The following is an 18,004-nucleotide window of genomic DNA, read 5'->3' as shown; positions in this document are numbered from 1 at the left end:
TTTATGCCGAATGCTGCGCAGCGATGTGAAATCACCGGACGACCAGACGGTATAGCCCGCGACTGCGGCGCGTGTCAGTTTGGCGCGTGCGGCGGATCAGGCATTCAGTTTTGCGCTGAGGGTAAATAGCATACGTCAAAGCCGCCTGGATCTCGTGGATGTGGTTGATCAGATCAATGAGGATTGGGCGCTTTTTCCGCTTTTGCATGATGACGGATCCGTCGGTGTGATGTATTTTGAACCCGTGTGCATTATTGCGTTTGTCGAATCCCAAACGATGGGATGGGTGAGCACAGAGGCGGGGGAACTGCCTCGCTTGACAAAAACGGACAAAGCCTTGGCCGTCGCGTTTATTGAAGTATTTCTGCGACGCTTTGATGAGGCTTTGAAAGGAGGCCCTACTGCTTATTGGATTTGTGGTTATCGTTCCGAGGACGCGGTTGCGATCCGTCATATGATAGTGTTGCAGCGTGATGATGCAGAATACTGCGGCTTTGATATGCAAAGCGAAGTCGTGGAAGCCGAACGCCTAATAAACATGCGTATATTCCTGCCGATCAAAGAAAAAGTCGCGTTACAGAACTCAAAAAATAAACTGGGGAAGACAGGTGCTGCGCTTTTAGAAAGCGAACATACGATCCGTCGTTTTGCGATGGCGGCCAATGTTGAAATGGACGCAATCATGTGCAAGGTCATGTTGTCCTTATCGGAATTGAACAGGTTGCAGCCGGGGCACTTGGTGCACTGGCCTCAAGATGCTGCAAAGCAGGCGCATTTGGTTGATTGTTCCGGTCTTAGCGCACAAAGCGTACGCTTGGGCTAGCTCCATGGTATGCGCGCGGTCAGGATAATTCACTAAAACGAAGATTCCAGGATGATGGAGCCGGTCGCACTTGCCCTTTCAAGACCGAATGAAAATTTTGACGTCCCCAACGCGAGCGCTGAAATAGGAGTTGAAGTTGAGATTGAGGAACCCGTTCAGGAGCAACAGAGCAGCGGGTTAGCGCCTGTGCAGAAAGACGAGTTGGATATACTACTGCGAGCAGAAAAAGAAGAACGAACTTAACCATGTAGGCAGGAGTTGCAATAAGCAATACGCTTTAGCCGAGGGCACTTCGAAGGCCAGATAAATCATAACCCGCCTGCGCTGTTTGCGCTAAGATATCGTCCGCACTTTGTTTGCCCGCTTGGCTAAGCGCCCAGATAACAGAGCACCGCGTCCCAGACGCGCAATAAGCAAGGACTGGACCCTCAGCATTTTCGACGATGTCAAACTGCCTCGTGATATTGTCGGGCGTCATCGTTTGATGCGTCAGCGGTAAGTCTTCAAATTGTAAACCCGCAAGCGCCGCAGCTTCTGCCATCACATGAGTTTGCAAAAATGGCGGGTTTTCTATGTCAGGACGATTGCAGATCACTGTTGTGAAGCCAGCTTCGGAAATTGCTGGGAAATCCTCTGGCGCGATCTGTTCAGACACCGCGTATTTTTCGGTAATAGCACGAATGAGCATCGGTTTCTCCTATCGAGTGTCGGAGCTTAGGTCTAAGCGCTGTCGTACCATGGGCGCAAGGGCCATGCCCGCAATCATCGCTAAAATGAAAAGACTGTTCGCCCATCCACCAAACCCGATAGAGGCAATTGTTGGTCCGGGGCAAAGGCCTACCAAACCCCAGCCCATGCCAAACATAACGGATCCAAGCACTAGGTTTCGTCCAATTTTCGGGTTAGCGGGGGTGGGGAACTCCCCCCCCACCAAAGGCGTGCGCCGTTTGCTCAAGTGCCAAGCGATTGCCATCGGAATGATCGCGCCACCCATCACGAAGGCCAATGTCGGATCCCAAGCGCCAAAGACGTCAAGCCAGCCTTGCACTTTTATAGTGTCGGTCATGCCTGAGATCACAAGCCCTGCGCCAAACAATCCTCCGGCGATAAATCCTAAGATACTGCGCATTAGATCCACCACAATGTATGCCGGAACAGGACCATCGTGACCGCACCTGCCAAAATATAGAACACAGTTGCCACGATGCCGCGTAAGGACAGGCGTGATATACCACATACCCCATGTCCTGAGGTGCATCCGTTAGCAACACGTGTTCCGATCCCAACCAAAAGACCTGCGATGATAAGCAAAACAGGGCTGTGCGTCAGATTGGTTTCACCGTTTGCGCCAAGAGGTATCAAAAGTATGGGCAGCAGAATAACACCTGCGAGAAAGCTTATGCGTTCTTTCCATGCAGCACGTTCAGATCCGTCGATGAGCCCACCGATAATGCCGCTTGCCCCCATAATTCTCCCGTTCCCAAGTAAATAGACAGCGCCAGCAAGGCCGATCAGAAGGCCGCCCATAAGGCCCATGAGCCAATCTTGTTCCATCTCAGTTTCTCCACGTGTCTATTTTAGTTTGTTAATTGGAACTTTCAGGAAGACATCGCCCTGATCATCAGGTTCAGGCATGTTGCCTGCGCGCATGTTGACTTGCAGCGACGGTATGATTAATCGCGGCATGCCGAGCGTCGCGTCACGGGTTTCGCGCATTTGCACAAAGTCCTCTGCTGCGCGGCCACCACCTACATGAACATTTCCCGCTTTCTGCGCATCTACGGTGGTTTCCCACGCAAATTCCTCGCGTCCGGGTGCTTTGTAGTCATGGCCAACGAAAATCCGGGTCTCATCTGGGAGTGCTAGGATTTTCTGAATAGAGGCATATAGGTTCTGCGCAGATCCACCAGGGAAGTCACAGCGCGCGGTGCCGAAATCTGGCATGAATAACGTGTCGCCCACAAAGGCCGCATCGCCGATCAAGTAGGTCAAGCACGCAGGTGTGTGGCCAGGCGTGTGTAGAATATCTACCCGCAACTGGCCGATGTGAATGCTGTCACCGTCTTTGAAAAGCTGATCAAACTGGCTGCCATCGCGCTGAAATTCAGTGCCCTCGTTGAAGACCTTGCCAAAGGTATCTTGAATGACAGTGATATTGTCGCTTATGCCGATCTTGCCGCCCAATTGCTCTTGTAAATAGGGGGCCGCCGAAAGGTGATCAGCGTGCACATGGCTCTCAAGAATCCATGCGACTTCTAAGGCATGCGACTTGATATGCGTGATAATCACATCGGCGTTTTTCGTGTCCGTGGATCCAGAAGCGTGATTGAAATCCAATACGCTGTCGATAATCGCACACTCGGTTCCGTGCGGGTCTTTGACAACATAAGAGACAGTGTTGGTTGGGTCGTCGAAAAATGCGGTAACGTCAGGTGTCATAGCCTGTCTCCCTTTACATACAACATATAAGAAATTTTGAATGTGATGCAAGGCCAACACCGCTTACCGTTATCGCGTTAGCTCTTTCATGCCTCGCTCAAGACCTGCAAGCGTCATCGGCACCATTTGCGCATCAAATATTTCTTGGATCATTTTGATCGAATGCGTGTAGCCCCAATGCTTTTCGGGCAGGGGATTGATCCACAGATTGCTTTTCCACTGCTCACGCGCACGAGTGAGCCATGTTTGACCGCTCTCTGAATTCCAATGCTCATTCGCGCCGCCTGCGTAGGCGACTTCATACGGGCTCATCGAGGCATCGCCAACGAATATGCATTTGTAATCAGGGCCATAAGTGCGCAGCACTTCGTGAGTCGGGACTTGCGCATCCCAGCGGCGGCGATTGTCGCGCCACACACCTTCATAAAGACAGTTGTGAAAATAGAAGTATTCAAGATGCTTGAATTCTGCGCGTGCGGCGGAGAAGAGCTCTTCTACAACCTTGATATGCGGATCCATGGAACCGCCAACATCAAGAAACAACAGCACTTTCACCGCATTACGTCGCTCGGGGCGAGTTTTCACATCGAGATAACCGTTTTCAGCCGTTGCGCGAATTGTGCCATTAAGATCAAGCTCTTCAGTCGCACCATCACGCGCCCAGCGACGCAGGCGTTTTAGCGCGACTTTAATGTTGCGTGTGCCAAGCTCGACGCTGTCATCAAGGTTCTTGAATTCGCGCTTATCCCAAACTTTGACCGCCCGCTTATGGCGGCTTTCACTTTGACCGATGCGGATGCCCTCAGGATTATAGCCATACGCCCCAAACGGGGAGGTGCCGCCGGTGCCGATCCATTTGTTGCCGCCCTGATGGCGTCCTTCTTGTTCTTTGAGACGCTCTTTCAGCGTCTCCATCAGTTTTTCAAATCCACCGAGCGCGTCGATCTCAGCTTTTTCATCTTCGCTCAGGTGCTTTTCCACCATTTTGCGCAGCCACTCTTCGGGGATTTCGACGGCTTCCAGCATCTCTTCAGAGCTGATTGTCTCTAACCCTTTAAATGTATTCGAGAAAGCACGATCAAACTTGTCGATGTTGCGCTCATCTTTGACCATTGAGGTGCGTGCGAGGTAATAGAAGGCATCGATATCATAGGTGGCCAAGCCGCGTTTCACCCCTTCGAGAAATGACAAATACTCGCGCAGCGATACCGGAATGTCCCCGTCGCGTAGGTTTGCAAAGAAGGGAAGAAACATGCCGTTACACCGCGAGGCGGTGTACGATAAGCGTAATGATGAAGCCGACCAGCATGAAAGCGATTCCGAAGCCGGCGGCATATTGAGCCATATCAGCTTTGTTGCCGCCGTTCTTTTTTGCGCGCCATGCGCCTAGTGCGATGCCAAATAGCCCCGCGAGTGTGTAGATCATTGCTAGCCGCGTCCTTTTTTGAGCGGGCTGAGTGATGAAATTTCACGTACCTTGGCCCGCACTGCCCAGTCTGGACCAAATCCGTAGCGTGCCCAACCCAAACTGTCCATACGGATCGAACGTGCTTCGGAACTGCGGCCGGTCAGATCAAGCGCTTCGGCGCGTTGCAACATGAGCGTTGACATCAACGCGGCGTTTTCATGACGCCCTTCGGTATCAAGATGAGGGCCAATCTGCTTGAGCGCTGCCTCTCCATTGCCTTCGGCAATATGAAAAGATGCGAGTTGTGAAGCGGCATAAGCGGCGTGCAGGCGGGTCGAGGGGTCTTGGCCATAAAGGCGCGCGGCGATAGAGAAATGTTCACGCGCTTTCTTAAGATTGACTGACATGTTCAAGCTGCCCATCGCATAGTGGCTAAAGGCGCGGCGATGATCATTCCAGCCCATGGAAACTGCGATTTGCATCGCTTGATGTGCGGCGCGGATACGTTCTTTCTGGTTCGCACCCGGGCCAAGTGCGCGCTTAATAGCATTGATCCAGGAGCGCGGTGTGTGTGTCAGGCGACGCGGTGCAAACTGTTTTCCGCGTGGATTGATGCGCGACAAAATTGGGCTAATGCGCTTGGCAACTTCGGATTTCTGCATGCCATTGTGCAAAGAAGGGTCGTAGTAGGCGCGTAAAATGAGCATGTCGAAGCCGGTCAACACCGTATGCACGTTGTCGTCGTTAAAAACAGAATCGGGTAAGCGATAAAGGTCGTTCAAAGGACCAAGGGCTTGCGCGAGCTCTTCATGAAGGCAATCACGCACCTCTTGAGGGCTGGCATCATTTGGTAGGAAGATGGACAGGCGCTTGCGTTCTTTAAGATCCGTCCAATTGACGAGGGACGTACGGCGCGCAAGACGATATTGTGCCAGGCTAGAGACGTTCGGGGCCACAAAACACGCGGCTTGCGGCAACACTGCACGGATTTCTTTGCGCGAAACCGCTTCAATTGTGATGTTCGCGTTGTCCGCTTGGTTTTGACGGATGTCGATGTGGGCTTCTGTTCGCAGTCGGTGCAGCAGACGATTGAGATCGATTCCTAGCCCCGTAGACGGCCGACCCGTCACGCGGACAGAGATTGGGCCTTCAAAACGCGTGAGTGTCGGCAAGCTACGACCGCTTTCCATATTGAACGCAAGATCAAGGAAATCACGGGCAATATCGGAATTCGCGCGATAGGATGGGGTCGGACGCGGAGCAGTAAATACTTTCACCGCGGGTAAGTTGCCGTCAATGGAAGTTGTTTGAGCACGGGACGGCATGTCGCCAGGTGCCGAGGGCATACAGCCTGACAAAACCAGATAAAATGGTAATAGAAATCGACGCATTTAAATCTTTAAATCTGGTCTTGCCCGCATATCATGCGAGGGCTGGGCGCGTAGAATAGCCATCTGATTACAAAGGTGCGCGAACGCACCGTGAGGTACCGCAATGATCGAGACCGTGCTGGCAAGGGTTTCTGGCGATCCACCTAAAATGTCATTGGGTCGCAAATATGAAAATGTTGCCTGCAAAGTATTTCTTTCGTTTCGTCATCAAGGTTCGTGCTTTCTGCCAGCACACCCTTTCGGGTTTAAGAAAATAACGTGGCAATAATAAGAAAGTGCCTCGGAGAGGCTAACCCGATACAATTTCAAGACGTTATAGGAGATTGTTGACGTTTGGACGTTTGTTGCGGCCCTGCCACCTAGATATTGGGGCAAGGGCACGCCAAAGGCATACAAACGTGAAATAATTTTTGGTTAACGCGGGATTCAGCCGCGCCGGGCCATAAAGGCGAGACGCTCAAACAAATGGACATCTTGTTCATTTTTCAACAGCGCACCGTGCAATTTGGGCAGGGCACTTGCGCCGTCTCGCTTGAGATCTTCGGGGGTCAGATCCTCTGCCAGAAGCAGTTTGAGCCAGTCGAGCACTTCAGACGTTGAGGGCTTTTTCTTCAAGCCTTGTTGCTCGCGAATGTCGTAGAATTGCGTCAGCGCAGTTGTGAGAAGGGCGTCTTTTATACCGGGATGATGTACTTCAACGATTTTGCGCATCACGTCAGGTTCTGGAAAGCGGATGTAGTGAAAGAAGCAGCGCCGCAAAAAGGCGTCTGGCAACTCTTTTTCATTGTTGGAAGTAATGATGACAATAGGGCGGTTCACCGCGCGGATGGTTTCACCCGTCTCGTAGACATAGAACTCCATCCGATCCAGCTCTTGTAAAAGATCGTTCGGGAACTCGATGTCTGCCTTATCAATCTCGTCAATCAGCAGCACGACTTTTTCGTCGGCGCTAAAGGCCTCCCACAACTTACCCTTGCGGATATAGTTCGCCACATCATGCACGCGCTCTTCGCCAAGCTGGCTGTCGCGGAGACGACTGACGGCGTCGTATTCATAAAGGCCTTGTTGGGCCTTCGTTGTCGATTTGATGTTCCACTCAATCATCCGCAGTCCAAGACCAGAAGCAACTTGGCGGGCCAGCTCTGTCTTTCCAGTGCCAGGTTCGCCTTTGACCAGTAGCGGACGTTCCAGGGTGACGGCCGCGTTCACAGCAATCGTAAGGTCATCTGTGGCCACATAGTCTTGCGTTCCGGTGAATTTCATATCGAGTCCTGCTCTCATTGATCTAATTCGTGCACCTTATCGCGCTGAAAAAATCGCTGCAATGTGAGTTTATTCGGTAGTGACAAGCATTCTTGCTTGCGGTATCTCGCGCCCAGCGGGAGCTATGCACCGAAGGAATTTATTCATGGATCATGGCCTTACAGGGAGAGCGGACATGAAAGCTGAAGCCTTTTTACCAGAAGACTATCGACCAGCAGAAGACGAGCCGTTTATGAACGAGCGTCAAGCAGAGTATTTTCGCCTAAAGCTTACCAATTGGCGCGATGAATTACTCTCGGATGGGCGTGATACAATTGAGACGTTGCAAGACGGGACGCGCAACATCCCGGATGTGATTGATCGTTCCAGCGAGGAAACAGATCGCTCGCTTGAGCTGCGCACGCGGGATCGTCAGCGCAAGCTGGTGGCAAAGATCGACGCAGCCTTACGCCGAATTGACGAAGGCGAATTTGGCTATTGCAACGTGACCGGTGATCCGATTTCGTTGAAACGCCTTGATGCGCGCCCCATCGCTACGATGAGCTTAGAGGCGCAGGAGCGCCATGAGCGCCGTGAGAAAGTGCACCGCGACGATTAAGCCGCTTAGGTTTTTGGGAATATTTGAACGCCGGGGCTTTCGCTCCGGCGTTTTTCTTTGCACACAAGCCTTATGAAAAAAGTGCATCATATAAGTGTCGTTGGCGGCGGCATCGGTGGTTTAGCGGCGGCCACCGCCCTTGCGCAGCACGGTGCGCGTGTCACGGTCTTCGAGCAAGCGGAGGTAATCCGCGAAGTGGGCGCAGGCATTCAAGTCAGTCCCAATGGGCTATGCATTTTACGTGCGCTCGGGTTGGAAGACGCGGTCACGCAGTGTTCAAGCCAAGGTCGTCGCGTCAGCTTGCGTCGCGCTGAGAGCGATTTCGAGGTTGCGCACCTTGATCTGACCCTTCTGCTAAAGACACAAAAGTACCACTTCATTCACCGCGCAGATTTGATTGAGATTTTGTTGCAAGCAGCGCTTTCTGCGGGCGTTGATGTAAAACTCAACAAAAAGGTGCGTGCGATTGTGCCTGGGGGGCCTGCGCAGATCCACTTTGAAGACGAGCAAGACATCGCCAGCGATTTTGTTATCGATGCGAGCGGGATTCACAGCAGGTTGCGCGCCACTTTGAATGGCCAAAACGAACCGTTTTTTACCGGACAAACTGCGTGGCGGGCGTTGATTCCAAACATTGAGGGGCGGGTGGATGATGTGCAGGTACACATGGCCCCGCGCCGCCATATAGTGAGTTATCCGTTGCGGAGTGGTGAATTTATTAACCTCGTCGCGGTTCAAGAACGCACTGCTTGGCATCGGGAAGGCTGGTCACAACGCGATGATCCTGAAAACTTGCGTGCCGCTTTTGAGGGCGGGTCGGCAAAGGTGATGGCGATGCTCGATCACGTAGAGGAGGTGCACTTGTGGGGATTATTCCGCCATCCTGTTGCTGAGACTTGGGTTGCAGAAAGCTGCGCTTTGCTTGGCGATGCAGCGCATCCAACGCTGCCTTTCTTGGCGCAGGGAGCGAATATGGCTTTGGAGGACGCCTGGGCGCTGTGCAAATCGGTTCAAGGCGATGATCTGCAAAGCGGGCTTGCACATTATCAAGCGCTGCGTCAGCCGCGTGTGCGCAAAGTAATCGCAGCTGCAAACAGCAATGCGTGGCGCTATCATTTGCCGCGTGGTCCTGTCCGGTTGGCGGCTCACTTCGCGCTTGGGATTGGCAGCAGGGTCGTGCCAAGTGTGATGCTGAGGCAATTTGATTGGCTCTACGGTTACGACATCACAACCTTGTTTGACGTAAATTAGCGGTTCCGTCCCGCGTGCTCTCTGGCTATAATACGCTGCTTAAACGAGCCGGAAAAAGGCCAATGATGCGAGCGGTATTCTTTAGTCTTGCGGTGCTTTTGAACAGCTTTTCAAACGCTTATGCGCAGCCGTTCACAGCGCTTGCGCGGCTCGATTTTTAGCACAGCCTGATCACAATAAGCGGTAGCGCGTATCAGCTTGATCTCGCCCCCAGTCAAGGGGTGCCGTATCGCGTCTTTATGCTGAATGACCCTGCGCGTCTGGTTTTTGATTTTCGCGAGGTTGATTTTGCAGGCATCGATCCCACTGCTTTGATGAGCACTTTGAATGCGAACGTCTTAAAGTTTGGCGCTGTGCGCCCAGGCTGGTCGCGTTTGGAGCTTGATTTGGCAAGCCCGCATGGGGTCAAACATGCAGGGCTAAGCGTAGATGCGAATTCTAGAAATGCGCGTTTGAAGGTGGCTTTGGTCGCGGTTGAGCAAGCTGAGTTCGACGCTGCTACGGGCACTCCGCGCGATCCCGAATGGGGCAAGCTAATGCCAAGTACGTTGGCTTCGATACCAACTAAAGAAGATAAAGCAATAACCATTTTGCTAGATCCCGGCCATGGGGGATTGATCCGGGCGCTGCTGAGAATGGTCTTAACGAAGCAGATCTGATGTTCACGCTTGTTCAAGAAATGCGCGATGCTTTGCTGCGATCGGGCGATTTTTATGTTGTTTTAAAACGTAATAGCGATGAATTCGTCTTGCTTGAGCGCCGTGTTCAGATCGCGCGCACAGCGGGGGCGGATATGTTCGTGTCCTTTCATGCGGATGCGTTGGCCAGCGGCAAGGCCAACGGTGCTGCGGTTTACACTTTGACAGAAGAGTCGTCTGATAAGGCCTCTGCCGTGCTTGCAGAACGTCACAATCGTGCGGACCTTCTGGCGGAAGTGGACCTGTCAGGGCAGGACGATGAAATAGCCTCAATCCTGATGGAGCTCGCGAGACTTGAAAATACACTGTGGTCTCAGGTGCTTGCGCGCAATATTATCCGTGGGATCAACGCCGAAGTGGGGCACGCTTATAAGCGACCAATCCAACCTGCCGGATTTTCCGTGCTTAAAGCACCGGAAATCCCATCGGTTTTGATCGAGGTGGGTTTCCTCTCGAGCAAGGGTAATTTGAGCAAATTGATGGATCCGAAATGGCGCAGAAAAATGGTGACGGGCATTAACAATGGCATCCATGCGTGGATCTTAAATGATGCGGCGGACGCGCAGTTGCGACGAAAATAACGACGATGATGTGATGCTTTTTCATGCGCGGGAAGCTGCTTACCGTTCATAAGGTCGTGTTTTGACCATTTGGTCCTGCGCGCGTATAGAGGAGCCAATAAAAAACGGGGGCCGGCACGTGCTCAGAGCAATATTATCATTCTTCGGTTCAATCTTTTCTCTCGTGACGATGGGAGCGATGATGGCCACTCTGACGATTGGCGCGATTTTCTGGATGTATGGCCGTGACTTGCCCAGCCATGAGAGCCTTGCGCAATACAAGCCACCAACGATTTCACGGATTTATTCGGGGCAGGGCCAGATTATCGACGAGTTCGCGCGCGAGCGTCGTTTGTTTGCGCCAGCCAATGAAACCCCCGATCTTGTGAAACATGCGCTAATTTCTGCAGAAGACAAAAATTTCTACACTCATGCTGGATATGACACCCGCGGCATGGCCTCCGCGTTTCGAGATGCTGTCGTGTCGCGCGGCGAAAACGTGCGGGGTGCTTCGACGATTACGCAGCAGGTGATGAAGAACTTCTTACTTGATGGCTCGCGCCGTGCGGAACGTAAGATCAAGGAAATTATTCTCGCCACGCGCATTGAGAGCACGCTTAGTAAAGATCAAATCCTTGAACTCTACATGAACGAGATTTTTCTTGGTCAAAACAGTTTCGGCTTCGCGGCTGCCTCGCAAACTTATTTCAACAAAACCATGGGTGAACTTGCCCCGCATGAAGCCGCATTCCTCGCCTCTATGCCAAAAGCGCCAAGCCAATTTCATCCTGTGCGCCGCAAAGAACGCTTGAAGCAACGCCGTGATTTTGTGCTGAAGGAGATGATGGAAAACGGCTACATCACGCAAGAAGTGTATCAAAGTGAAGTGAAGTTACCGCTGAAATCGGTACAGAACGGCGACTTTGACAGCTTTAAATCAGCGCTCCCCCCGCGTGATTATTTCACAGATGAGATTCGTCGTCAATTGAGCCGTGATTTTGGTGAGGGCGAGTTTTTCACAGGAGGTTTGACAGTACGCGCAACGATTGATCCTGAAATGCAGGCCGAAGCGGCAGATGCATTGCGCCGCGAGCTTGAGCGCTATGACCGCTCGCGAGGGGTGTGGCGTGGCACGGGCAAGACGGTTCCGGTCGAGCAGCTTGGCAGGGAAGCCGACTGGCGCGAAGCGCTGAGCAATGTCAAAGTTGCTCGCGATATCGGTTTGGAAAACAAATGGCATCCAGCCGTTGTGTTGGAAGTTGGTTCCAACGAAGCGCGAGTTGGTCTGGAAGGTGTGGACGAGGACAGCGATGGCCATTGGATTCCAGCAAAGGATGTTCAGTGGGCACGGAAGCGGCTCTCTGATGGCAAACTTGGTCGTAAAGCGCAGGTCGCGGGCGATCTGCTTGCAGTTGGTGAAGTCGTTCACGTGCGCCAAATGACGGATGATAATTCTGGCAATTTCATCCGTTGGACGCTGCGCCAAGTTCCAGAAGTGCAGGGCGGTTTCATGGCGATGGACGTCAATTCTGGCCGAGTGATTGCGATGCAGGGTGGTTTTTCCTACCAGCACTCTGTGTTCAACCGCGCAACGCAAGCGCAGCGTCAGCCAGGGTCCAGCTTTAAGCCTTTTGTTTATGCCTCTGCACTTGATAGTGGATACACACCCGCGACTGTCGTCGTCGACGCGCCAATCGAAATTAACACACCGCAAGGTCTGTGGCGGCCCAAAAACGCGTCGAAAACTTTCTACGGCCCAACACCTTTGCGCACAGGGATCGAGCGGTCGAGAAACCTTATGACCATTCGGCTTGCGCAAGAGGTGGGCATGGACGTGGTCGGCGAATATGCCGAAAAATTTGGCGTTTATGAAAGCGGTAAATTCCTGCGGGTGCTTGCCAATTCGCTCGGTAGTCAGGAAACCACGCTATTCAAGATAGTCGCCGCTTATGCGATGTTCGCCAATGGTGGTGAGCGCGTGGAGCCAACTTTGGTCGACCGTGTGCAGGATCGATACGGAAAAACCGTGTACAAGCATGACCTTCGCGAGTGTACTGATTGTAATGACCCTGCAATCGCGCCAACGCGCAGTCCGCGCATCTTGTCTGATCGTGAGCGGGTGATGAACGCTGTGACGGCCTATCAGCTCACGTCGATGATGCGTGGCGTGGTGGAACGCGGAACAGCGGCTAAAACTGTAAGCTTGGGAGTGCCGACTGCGGGTAAAACTGGCACGACGAATGATGCGAAGGACGTCTGGTTTGTAGGCTTTACCAACCGCATCGTGGCTGGCTGCTATATTGGTCATGACACGCCACGTTCGCTTAGGGGCGGGGCGTCAGGTGGTGGAATGTGTGGACCTGTGTTCAACCAATTCATGCTCAAAGCAACTAAGAAGTATGGCGCGAGCAAGTTTCGTGTCCCTGAGGGCTGTGAATTTATCAAGATTGACCGCTTCTCTGGTGCGCGTTTGTCGGATGATGCATCGGGCGACAACGTCGTGAACGAATGTTTCCGCGAGGGCGAGGAGCTGATCTTCGGCATCTCCTTTGATGGTGGTTTTGCGATGGGCAGCAACCTGACTTTGATCCGCCCTGACGGCGAAGCTGGGCGTCAAGTGACGACCTCCACAGGCAAGAAAGCAGTCGTGGGGCCAAGGGCTACCTTGGGCACGCTTAGTTCTGGCGGTCTTTACTAGGGCGCAACCCTTGTGAGTGGCTTGGCGCTGGTTTATCACGCCCAGACAAGCCAATTAGACGGGACGTTCCATGCGCGCAGACGCTCAAAATACGGTTGTAGACATCGAAAAATCCTTGGAACTGCTGCGGCAGCGCTTGGATTGGGACAGCGCTGAATTCCGGCTTGAAGAATTCAATGCGCGCGTCGAAGATCCTGACCTTTGGAATGATCCCGACGCCGCGCAAAAGCTGATGCAGGAACGTCAGGCCTTGGTCGATGCGATGGGTACGTATACCTCGATCAAGCAAGAGCTGTCGGATCAGGTCGAAATGATCGAGCTGGGTGAGATGGAAGAGGACGAGGATGTCGTCGCCGAGGCCGAAGAGGCTTTGAACGTCCTTGCCAAACTCGCCGCCGCGAAAGAGCTGGAAGCACTGCTGGATGGCGAAGCTGATAGTAATGACACTTTCCTTGAAATTAATTCTGGGGCGGGTGGCACGGAAAGCTGCGATTGGGCGTCGATGCTAGCGCGTATGTATGTGCGTTGGGCCGAAAAACGCGGCTATAAAGTAGAATTGCAATCTGAAAGCGCGGGCGAAGAGGCGGGTATCAAATCAGCAGCCTATAAGATTAGCGGTCAGAATGCTTATGGTTGGCTGAAGTCGGAAAGCGGCGTGCATCGGTTGGTGCGCATTTCGCCCTTTGACAGCGCAGCAAAGCGGCATACTTCGTTTACTTCCGTTAAAGTTTACCCAGTTGTCGATGACAATATCGAAATTGAAGTGAACCCGTCTGATATTCGTATCGACACTTACCGTTCGTCCGGCGCAGGTGGTCAGCACGTGAATACTACGGATTCCGCAGTGCGTATCACGCATGCGCCGACAGGGATCGTTGTGACTTCATCGGAAAAATCGCAACATCAAAACCGCGACATTGCGATGAAAGCATTGAAATCGCGGCTTTACCAGATCGAACTGGATAAGCGGTCTGCGCTGGTGAACGAAGCCCATGAGAATGCAGGTGATGCGGGCTGGGGCAACCAGATCCGATCCTATGTTTTGCAGCCCTATCAGATGGTTAAAGATCTGCGCACCAACCACGAGACGTCGGACACCAAAGGTGTTCTCGACGGTGATCTCGATGGATTCATGGGTGCGACCCTTGCGATGAATGTCGCAGGCAAGAGCCGTGCAGAGGCGCAAGGCGACGACTAAATCCGCTTGGGAGGGTGTGTTATGACAGACCTATTGTATGAAACGGCAGCAGAGCTTGCCGCACGTATTGCGTCCAAAGATCTGAGTTCGGTGGAACTGATGCAAGCCTCGCTGGATCGTATTGATGCGGTTAACGAAACTGTTAACGCTGTGGTTTCCTTAAGGGACCGAGAGGACTGCATCGCAGATGCCAAACATGCTGACAGTATAGCACCAAAAGGTCCTTTGCATGGTCTGCCGGTCGCTATCAAAGATCTTGCCAATTCTGAGGGTTTGCTGACCTCGATGGGCTCTCCCATCTTCGCAGAAAACATCGCACAAAAGGACGACCTGTTCGTCGCGCGCATGAAAGCAGCGGGTGCGATTGTTATCGGGAAAACTAACACGCCTGAATTTGGGCTTGGTTCGCACACCTTCAACTCGGTGCATGGCGCAACACGCAATCCTTATGATCCGAACCGCTCTGCAGGGGGATCATCGGGCGGTGCTGCGGCTGCCCTGGCGACGGGTATGATTCCGATTGCGGACGGGTCAGACATGATGGGCAGCCTGCGCAATCCTGGGGCTTGGAACAATGTTTATGGGCTGCGGCCGACCTATGGATTGGTGCCGTTGGATATGCCAGGGGATATGTTTCATCATCAACTGGCCGTCGCTGGCCCGATGGGGCGCACGCCGCAAGATGTGGTACTGCTTTTGGACGTGCAAGCGGGCTTTGATGCGCGCCATCCCCATAGTTTTTCGCAAGCGCCGAGTTTTGATCAACTGGACGGCGATCTCAAGGGGATGAGGTTGGGCTGGCTCGGGGATTGGGGCAGCGCATACGCGATGGATGCAGGCGTTCTTGAGACTTGTGAAGCCTCGCTGAAAGGTTTCGAGAGCCTTGGAGCAACTGTTGAGCTCCTTCATCCGCCGTTCCCGGCGGAGAAGATTTGGGAGGCTTGGGTCAAGCTGCGCGCATGGGCCAATGCTGGTGGTAAAGCCGCGTTATACAAAAATGAAAACACACGCAAATTGCTGAAAGACGACGCCATCTGGGAAATCGAAACCGGCATGGCGCTGAGCGCTGTGGAGGTACATGAAATGAGCGCCATTCGCACCGCGTGGTTCACCAAATTGAACGAGATGTTTGCTACGTATGACGCGCTAATACTGCCCTCTGCGCAGGTCTGGCCGTTTCCTGTCGACTGGGACAGCCCGAAAGAGATCGCGGGTCGTGTAATGGATACCTATCATCGCTGGATGGAGGTTGTGATCCCGGTGAGCCTTGTCGGAGTGCCCAGTCTCAATATTCCAGCAGGCTTTAACGAGGGGGGACTGCCCATGGGCATCCAGGTATTTGGGCCGCGCCATAGCGATGCTAAGCTTCTCAAGATTGGCCAACGGTGGCATGAGATCAGCGAGAATGCATCCCGCCGCCCTGATTTGAGTGGGTTAGTGAGAAGGTAAGCAATGGCGTTTGATCCAATCCGCGGTGTCCCGACATGCAGACCCGTGAAAGCGATAGATCTTAAAGAGGCACTTTCAAAAGGCTGGCGTGATTTTCGTCCGTTTCCTCTCTACGGCCTTTTGTTTGCGGGGTTTTAAGTGCTTGCGGGCTTGCTCATGGTGTGGATCACTTATGTAACGCATACCACTTATTGGTTGGTCCTTGCAGCCATCGGTTTTCCATTGTTTGGCCCTTTTGCAGCTGTGGGGCTCTACGAGATCAGCCGACGACAGGAAAGCGGGCTAAAGATGAGCGATCCAAGTGTGTTTGGCGTCGTTTTGCAACAAAGGCTACGCCAGTTGCCGTCCATTTGCTCCATCATCGTTTTCATAATCCTGTTCTGGTTCTTCATCGGCCACATGATTTCCGCACTGTTTCTTGGCTTGTCGCAGATGACCAACATTCACAGCAGCCTTGATGTCTTGCTCTCCTCTGAAGGGCTTGCAATGCTCGTAATGGGAAGCGCGATCGGCGCGCTCGTGTGTTTGTTGTTGTTCATGATTACGGTTTTTGCTCTACCCTTGTTGTTAGAACGAGAGATCGATTTCGTCACAGCGATGATCACTAGTTTTCAGCAAGTGCAGGCAAATTTTCCACCTATGGTACTTTGGGGCATGTTCGTCGTAGCGGTGCTGATCCTATCGATGATCCCAGCGTTCTTCGGCTTATTGATCACGCTGCCAGTTTTGGGCCATGCCAGTTGGCATCTGTACGGCGCGATCCGTATCGCTGACGAATAAGTCTATTCTTCTCGGCCGGCACGCTTGAGCCGTTGATGAAGCATTTGCATATCTGGATGCCCAAGCTCTAGTGCGAATACATAAGCATGGGTCAGATAGAACCCTTCCGCATCTTGATCGGACGCTGCATCCGCAGCCTCCTGGTACAAGGTCACAAGGGCAGCGCGATCATCGCGCGCATGCGCGTCCAGCAAACGTGCGTCTAACCCACTCATTCTGCAGCTTGGGCCGTGGCGCGATAGCTCTCGATCTTGCCCGCGACCCATGCATGAAAACTATGCGTCGGGCTATCCATCACGGCAGAGAAACGTCCGCCATCAAAGTTGGGCGAATGGCGGCCCTTTTGCATGCCTTCAACGACGAAAATATCTTCCTCGAAGACCAACTTCCATTGTTCGGTGTTGGCTGCGCGCATCGCGTCATCGGTTTGGGGGGTCGCATAATACAGGTGAATGTTTTCCACCGTGCGCTCCGTGCTTTCAGGCACCAAGACAATGGCAAACGCATGATCGCGGTGCACACCAAGCAAAACGTTGGGATAAACCGAAATATACTCTGCGGCCTCGTTCCACTTTTCGCCCACGTCCTCGAAGTCCGCAAATACTTGGCCCTCTGCGCCTTTTAGTTGGCGGTAAACCAATGTGCCTTGCCCGGAATAGGAGTCCTGTTTTTCGATATGATAGTGATCTTCAAGACGCGAATAACTATTCAAGCCGGGATGCACCCAAGGGAGATGATAACTCTCGCAATAGTTCTCAACGGCGAGCTTCCAATTGCACTTCACCTCAAGCTGAAACACACTATCCGAACCGCCATGAAAGAGTGGTTTGTCAAATTCGGCCCACCGCGCGATTAGATCAGCGTTGACATCTTCAAAGGGCAGGGCGGTTCCGTCGATGTTGATCCAGATGACATCGCGCCAAATATGGCTGCGCACTTCGATCAAACCAAGAAGATTACGGTCAATGCTTTCGTGTGTGTTCTGACCGGGGCCACCGACGTGCGGTGTGCTCACAAGGCGGCCTTCTGTGCTGTAACACCAGCTATGATAAGGGCAGCGGATAGCCCCTTCAATTTTACGGGGCTCCTCGACAAGGATCATTCCGCGATGGCGGCAAGTGTTTTGAAACACACGTAGGGTACCGGATTTGTCGCGGATCACCAACAAAGGCATGCCGAGGAATGTCATTGGGACTGCGTCGCCAATCTCTGGCACATCGGCCGTGACGGCAAGGCCGGACCAAGATGAAAACAATACCGCGTGCTTCTCTTCGTTAAACATCTGGCTGTCTATATAATGTGGGTTAGGCAGGCCCTGCGCTTCGCTCACGGGGCGGCGTACAGCTGATAAGTTTGTGAGTGGTGCAGTCATGGTTTCGCCTCCCGAGCATGTCTCCTGAGACTAGCAAGCCGTGTTGCATATCTAAGGTCTGTGAACGACGCCAACT

18 protein-coding genes and 1 pseudogene are annotated in these 18,004 nt (G+C 52.9%); 9 read left to right on the top strand and 10 right to left on the bottom strand.

Annotated elements, in window-relative coordinates; translation table 11 throughout:
- The first annotated feature begins 160 nt into the window (after window positions 1–160).
- Window positions 161–823, top strand: coding sequence for a hypothetical protein (locus tag QZ280_RS12955; RefSeq protein ID WP_293444847.1), 663 nt, complete (start codon window positions 161–163; stop codon window positions 821–823).
- Window positions 824–1,100: 277 nt separating this feature from the next.
- On the opposite strand, the gene QZ280_RS12950 is transcribed toward QZ280_RS12955, so the two are convergent.
- The 8 genes from QZ280_RS12950 to QZ280_RS12915 form a co-directional block, all read right to left on the bottom strand.
- The gene (locus QZ280_RS12950; protein WP_293444845.1) at window positions 1,101–1,511 is read right to left on the bottom strand and encodes a TIGR01244 family sulfur transferase; all 411 of its coding nucleotides are present in this window, start codon (window positions 1,509–1,511) and stop codon (window positions 1,101–1,103) included.
- 9 nt (window positions 1,512–1,520) lie between these two features.
- Complete coding sequence (locus QZ280_RS12945) at window positions 1,521–1,952, bottom strand: DUF6691 family protein (protein ID WP_293444843.1); 432 nt, start codon at window positions 1,950–1,952, stop codon at window positions 1,521–1,523.
- Window positions 1,952–2,377: a YeeE/YedE thiosulfate transporter family protein gene (locus QZ280_RS12940; RefSeq protein WP_293444841.1), complete on the bottom strand. Its 426-nt coding sequence runs from the start codon at window positions 2,375–2,377 to the stop codon at window positions 1,952–1,954. Before QZ280_RS12940 ends, QZ280_RS12945 begins: the two co-directional genes overlap by 1 nt.
- Before the next feature lie 18 nt (window positions 2,378–2,395).
- Window positions 2,396–3,262 carry an MBL fold metallo-hydrolase gene (locus tag QZ280_RS12935; protein ID WP_293444839.1) on the bottom strand — a complete coding sequence of 289 codons (867 nt, stop codon included), beginning with the start codon at window positions 3,260–3,262 and terminating at the stop codon, window positions 2,396–2,398.
- A gap of 69 nt (window positions 3,263–3,331) precedes the next feature.
- A complete protein-coding gene (locus tag QZ280_RS12930; RefSeq protein ID WP_293444837.1) occupies window positions 3,332–4,516 on the bottom strand; it encodes a VWA domain-containing protein in 1,185 nt (394 codons plus the stop codon).
- A 4-nt stretch (window positions 4,517–4,520) separates the two neighbouring features.
- On the bottom strand, window positions 4,521–4,688 hold the full coding sequence (locus QZ280_RS12925) for a hypothetical protein (protein WP_009830356.1): 168 nt from the start codon (window positions 4,686–4,688) through the stop codon (window positions 4,521–4,523).
- Window positions 4,689–4,690: 2 nt separating this feature from the next.
- Window positions 4,691–6,061 (bottom strand): DUF2927 domain-containing protein, encoded by a 1,371-nt coding sequence (locus QZ280_RS12920; protein WP_293444835.1) that lies wholly within the window; start codon window positions 6,059–6,061, stop codon window positions 4,691–4,693.
- Window positions 6,062–6,487: 426 nt separating this feature from the next.
- Window positions 6,488–7,324: a MoxR family ATPase gene (locus tag QZ280_RS12915; protein WP_293444833.1), complete on the bottom strand. Its 837-nt coding sequence runs from the start codon at window positions 7,322–7,324 to the stop codon at window positions 6,488–6,490.
- A 175-nt stretch (window positions 7,325–7,499) separates the two neighbouring features.
- Between QZ280_RS12915 and dksA the strand changes: the two genes are divergently transcribed.
- From dksA to QZ280_RS12875, 8 genes and pseudogenes are all read left to right on the top strand, one after another.
- Window positions 7,500–7,922, top strand: a complete 423-nt coding sequence (dksA, locus tag QZ280_RS12910; protein ID WP_293444831.1) for an RNA polymerase-binding protein DksA — start codon at window positions 7,500–7,502, stop codon at window positions 7,920–7,922.
- Between the two features lie 72 nt (window positions 7,923–7,994).
- A complete protein-coding gene (locus QZ280_RS12905; RefSeq protein WP_293444829.1) occupies window positions 7,995–9,173 on the top strand; it encodes an FAD-dependent monooxygenase in 1,179 nt (392 codons plus the stop codon).
- A gap of 239 nt (window positions 9,174–9,412) precedes the next feature.
- Window positions 9,413–9,832, top strand: coding sequence for a hypothetical protein (locus tag QZ280_RS12900; protein ID WP_293444827.1), 420 nt, complete (start codon window positions 9,413–9,415; stop codon window positions 9,830–9,832).
- Entirely contained in the window at window positions 9,832–10,452 is a 621-nt protein-coding gene (locus QZ280_RS12895; RefSeq protein WP_293444825.1) for an N-acetylmuramoyl-L-alanine amidase, read from the top strand. The genes QZ280_RS12900 and QZ280_RS12895 overlap by 1 nt, the downstream gene beginning before the upstream one ends.
- 118 nt (window positions 10,453–10,570) lie before the next feature.
- Entirely contained in the window at window positions 10,571–13,129 is a 2,559-nt protein-coding gene (locus tag QZ280_RS12890) for a PBP1A family penicillin-binding protein (protein WP_293444823.1), read from the top strand.
- 70 nt (window positions 13,130–13,199) lie between these two features.
- Entirely contained in the window at window positions 13,200–14,327 is a 1,128-nt protein-coding gene (gene prfB, locus QZ280_RS12885; RefSeq protein ID WP_293444821.1) for a peptide chain release factor 2, read from the top strand.
- A gap of 21 nt (window positions 14,328–14,348) precedes the next feature.
- A complete protein-coding gene (locus QZ280_RS12880) occupies window positions 14,349–15,776 on the top strand; it encodes an amidase (RefSeq protein WP_293444819.1) in 1,428 nt (475 codons plus the stop codon).
- Between the two features lie 3 nt (window positions 15,777–15,779).
- Window positions 15,780–16,556 (top strand): annotated as a pseudogene (locus QZ280_RS12875) (DUF2189 domain-containing protein).
- 2 nt (window positions 16,557–16,558) lie between these two features.
- Here the strand turns inward: QZ280_RS12875 and QZ280_RS12870 are convergent.
- Together QZ280_RS12870 and QZ280_RS12865 are read right to left on the bottom strand one after the other, a co-directional pair.
- Window positions 16,559–16,771: a hypothetical protein gene (locus QZ280_RS12870; RefSeq protein WP_293444817.1), complete on the bottom strand. Its 213-nt coding sequence runs from the start codon at window positions 16,769–16,771 to the stop codon at window positions 16,559–16,561.
- The gene (locus QZ280_RS12865) at window positions 16,768–17,928 is read right to left on the bottom strand and encodes an aromatic ring-hydroxylating dioxygenase subunit alpha (protein ID WP_293444815.1); all 1,161 of its coding nucleotides are present in this window, start codon (window positions 17,926–17,928) and stop codon (window positions 16,768–16,770) included. The genes QZ280_RS12870 and QZ280_RS12865 overlap by 4 nt, the downstream gene beginning before the upstream one ends.
- Window positions 17,929–18,004 lie beyond the last annotated feature (76 nt).

This window comes from Planktotalea sp. (assembly GCF_018607995.1).
In the GTDB taxonomy this organism is placed as follows: Bacteria; Pseudomonadota; Alphaproteobacteria; order Rhodobacterales; family Rhodobacteraceae; genus Planktotalea.
Note: the sequence above shows the minus strand (reverse complement) of the source record. Positions and strands in the feature narration are given on the sequence as shown.

Excerpts from the sequence above, each read along its gene's own strand:
- QZ280_RS12940 (WP_293444841.1), bottom strand. The coding sequence starts at position 2,377 with ATGGAACAAGATTGGCTCATGGGCCTTATGGGCGGCCTTCTGATCGGC.
- QZ280_RS12900 (WP_293444827.1), top strand. The coding sequence starts at position 9,413 with ATGCTGAATGACCCTGCGCGTCTGGTTTTTGATTTTCGCGAGGTTGAT.
- QZ280_RS12935 (WP_293444839.1), bottom strand. The coding sequence starts at position 3,262 with ATGACACCTGACGTTACCGCATTTTTCGACGACCCAACCAACACTGTC.
- QZ280_RS12880 (WP_293444819.1), top strand. The coding sequence starts at position 14,349 with ATGACAGACCTATTGTATGAAACGGCAGCAGAGCTTGCCGCACGTATT.
- prfB (WP_293444821.1), top strand. The coding sequence starts at position 13,200 with ATGCGCGCAGACGCTCAAAATACGGTTGTAGACATCGAAAAATCCTTG.
- QZ280_RS12920 (WP_293444835.1), bottom strand. The coding sequence starts at position 6,061 with ATGCGTCGATTTCTATTACCATTTTATCTGGTTTTGTCAGGCTGTATG.
- QZ280_RS12950 (WP_293444845.1), bottom strand. The coding sequence starts at position 1,511 with ATGCTCATTCGTGCTATTACCGAAAAATACGCGGTGTCTGAACAGATC.
- QZ280_RS12865 (WP_293444815.1), bottom strand. The coding sequence starts at position 17,928 with ATGACTGCACCACTCACAAACTTATCAGCTGTACGCCGCCCCGTGAGC.
- QZ280_RS12945 (WP_293444843.1), bottom strand. The coding sequence starts at position 1,952 with ATGCGCAGTATCTTAGGATTTATCGCCGGAGGATTGTTTGGCGCAGGG.
- QZ280_RS12925 (WP_009830356.1), bottom strand. The coding sequence starts at position 4,688 with ATGATCTACACACTCGCGGGGCTATTTGGCATCGCACTAGGCGCATGG.
- QZ280_RS12905 (WP_293444829.1), top strand. The coding sequence starts at position 7,995 with ATGAAAAAAGTGCATCATATAAGTGTCGTTGGCGGCGGCATCGGTGGT.
- QZ280_RS12895 (WP_293444825.1), top strand. The coding sequence starts at position 9,832 with ATGTTCACGCTTGTTCAAGAAATGCGCGATGCTTTGCTGCGATCGGGC.
- QZ280_RS12870 (WP_293444817.1), bottom strand. The coding sequence starts at position 16,771 with ATGAGTGGGTTAGACGCACGTTTGCTGGACGCGCATGCGCGCGATGAT.
- dksA (WP_293444831.1), top strand. The coding sequence starts at position 7,500 with ATGAAAGCTGAAGCCTTTTTACCAGAAGACTATCGACCAGCAGAAGAC.
- QZ280_RS12915 (WP_293444833.1), bottom strand. The coding sequence starts at position 7,324 with ATGAAATTCACCGGAACGCAAGACTATGTGGCCACAGATGACCTTACG.
- QZ280_RS12930 (WP_293444837.1), bottom strand. The coding sequence starts at position 4,516 with ATGTTTCTTCCCTTCTTTGCAAACCTACGCGACGGGGACATTCCGGTA.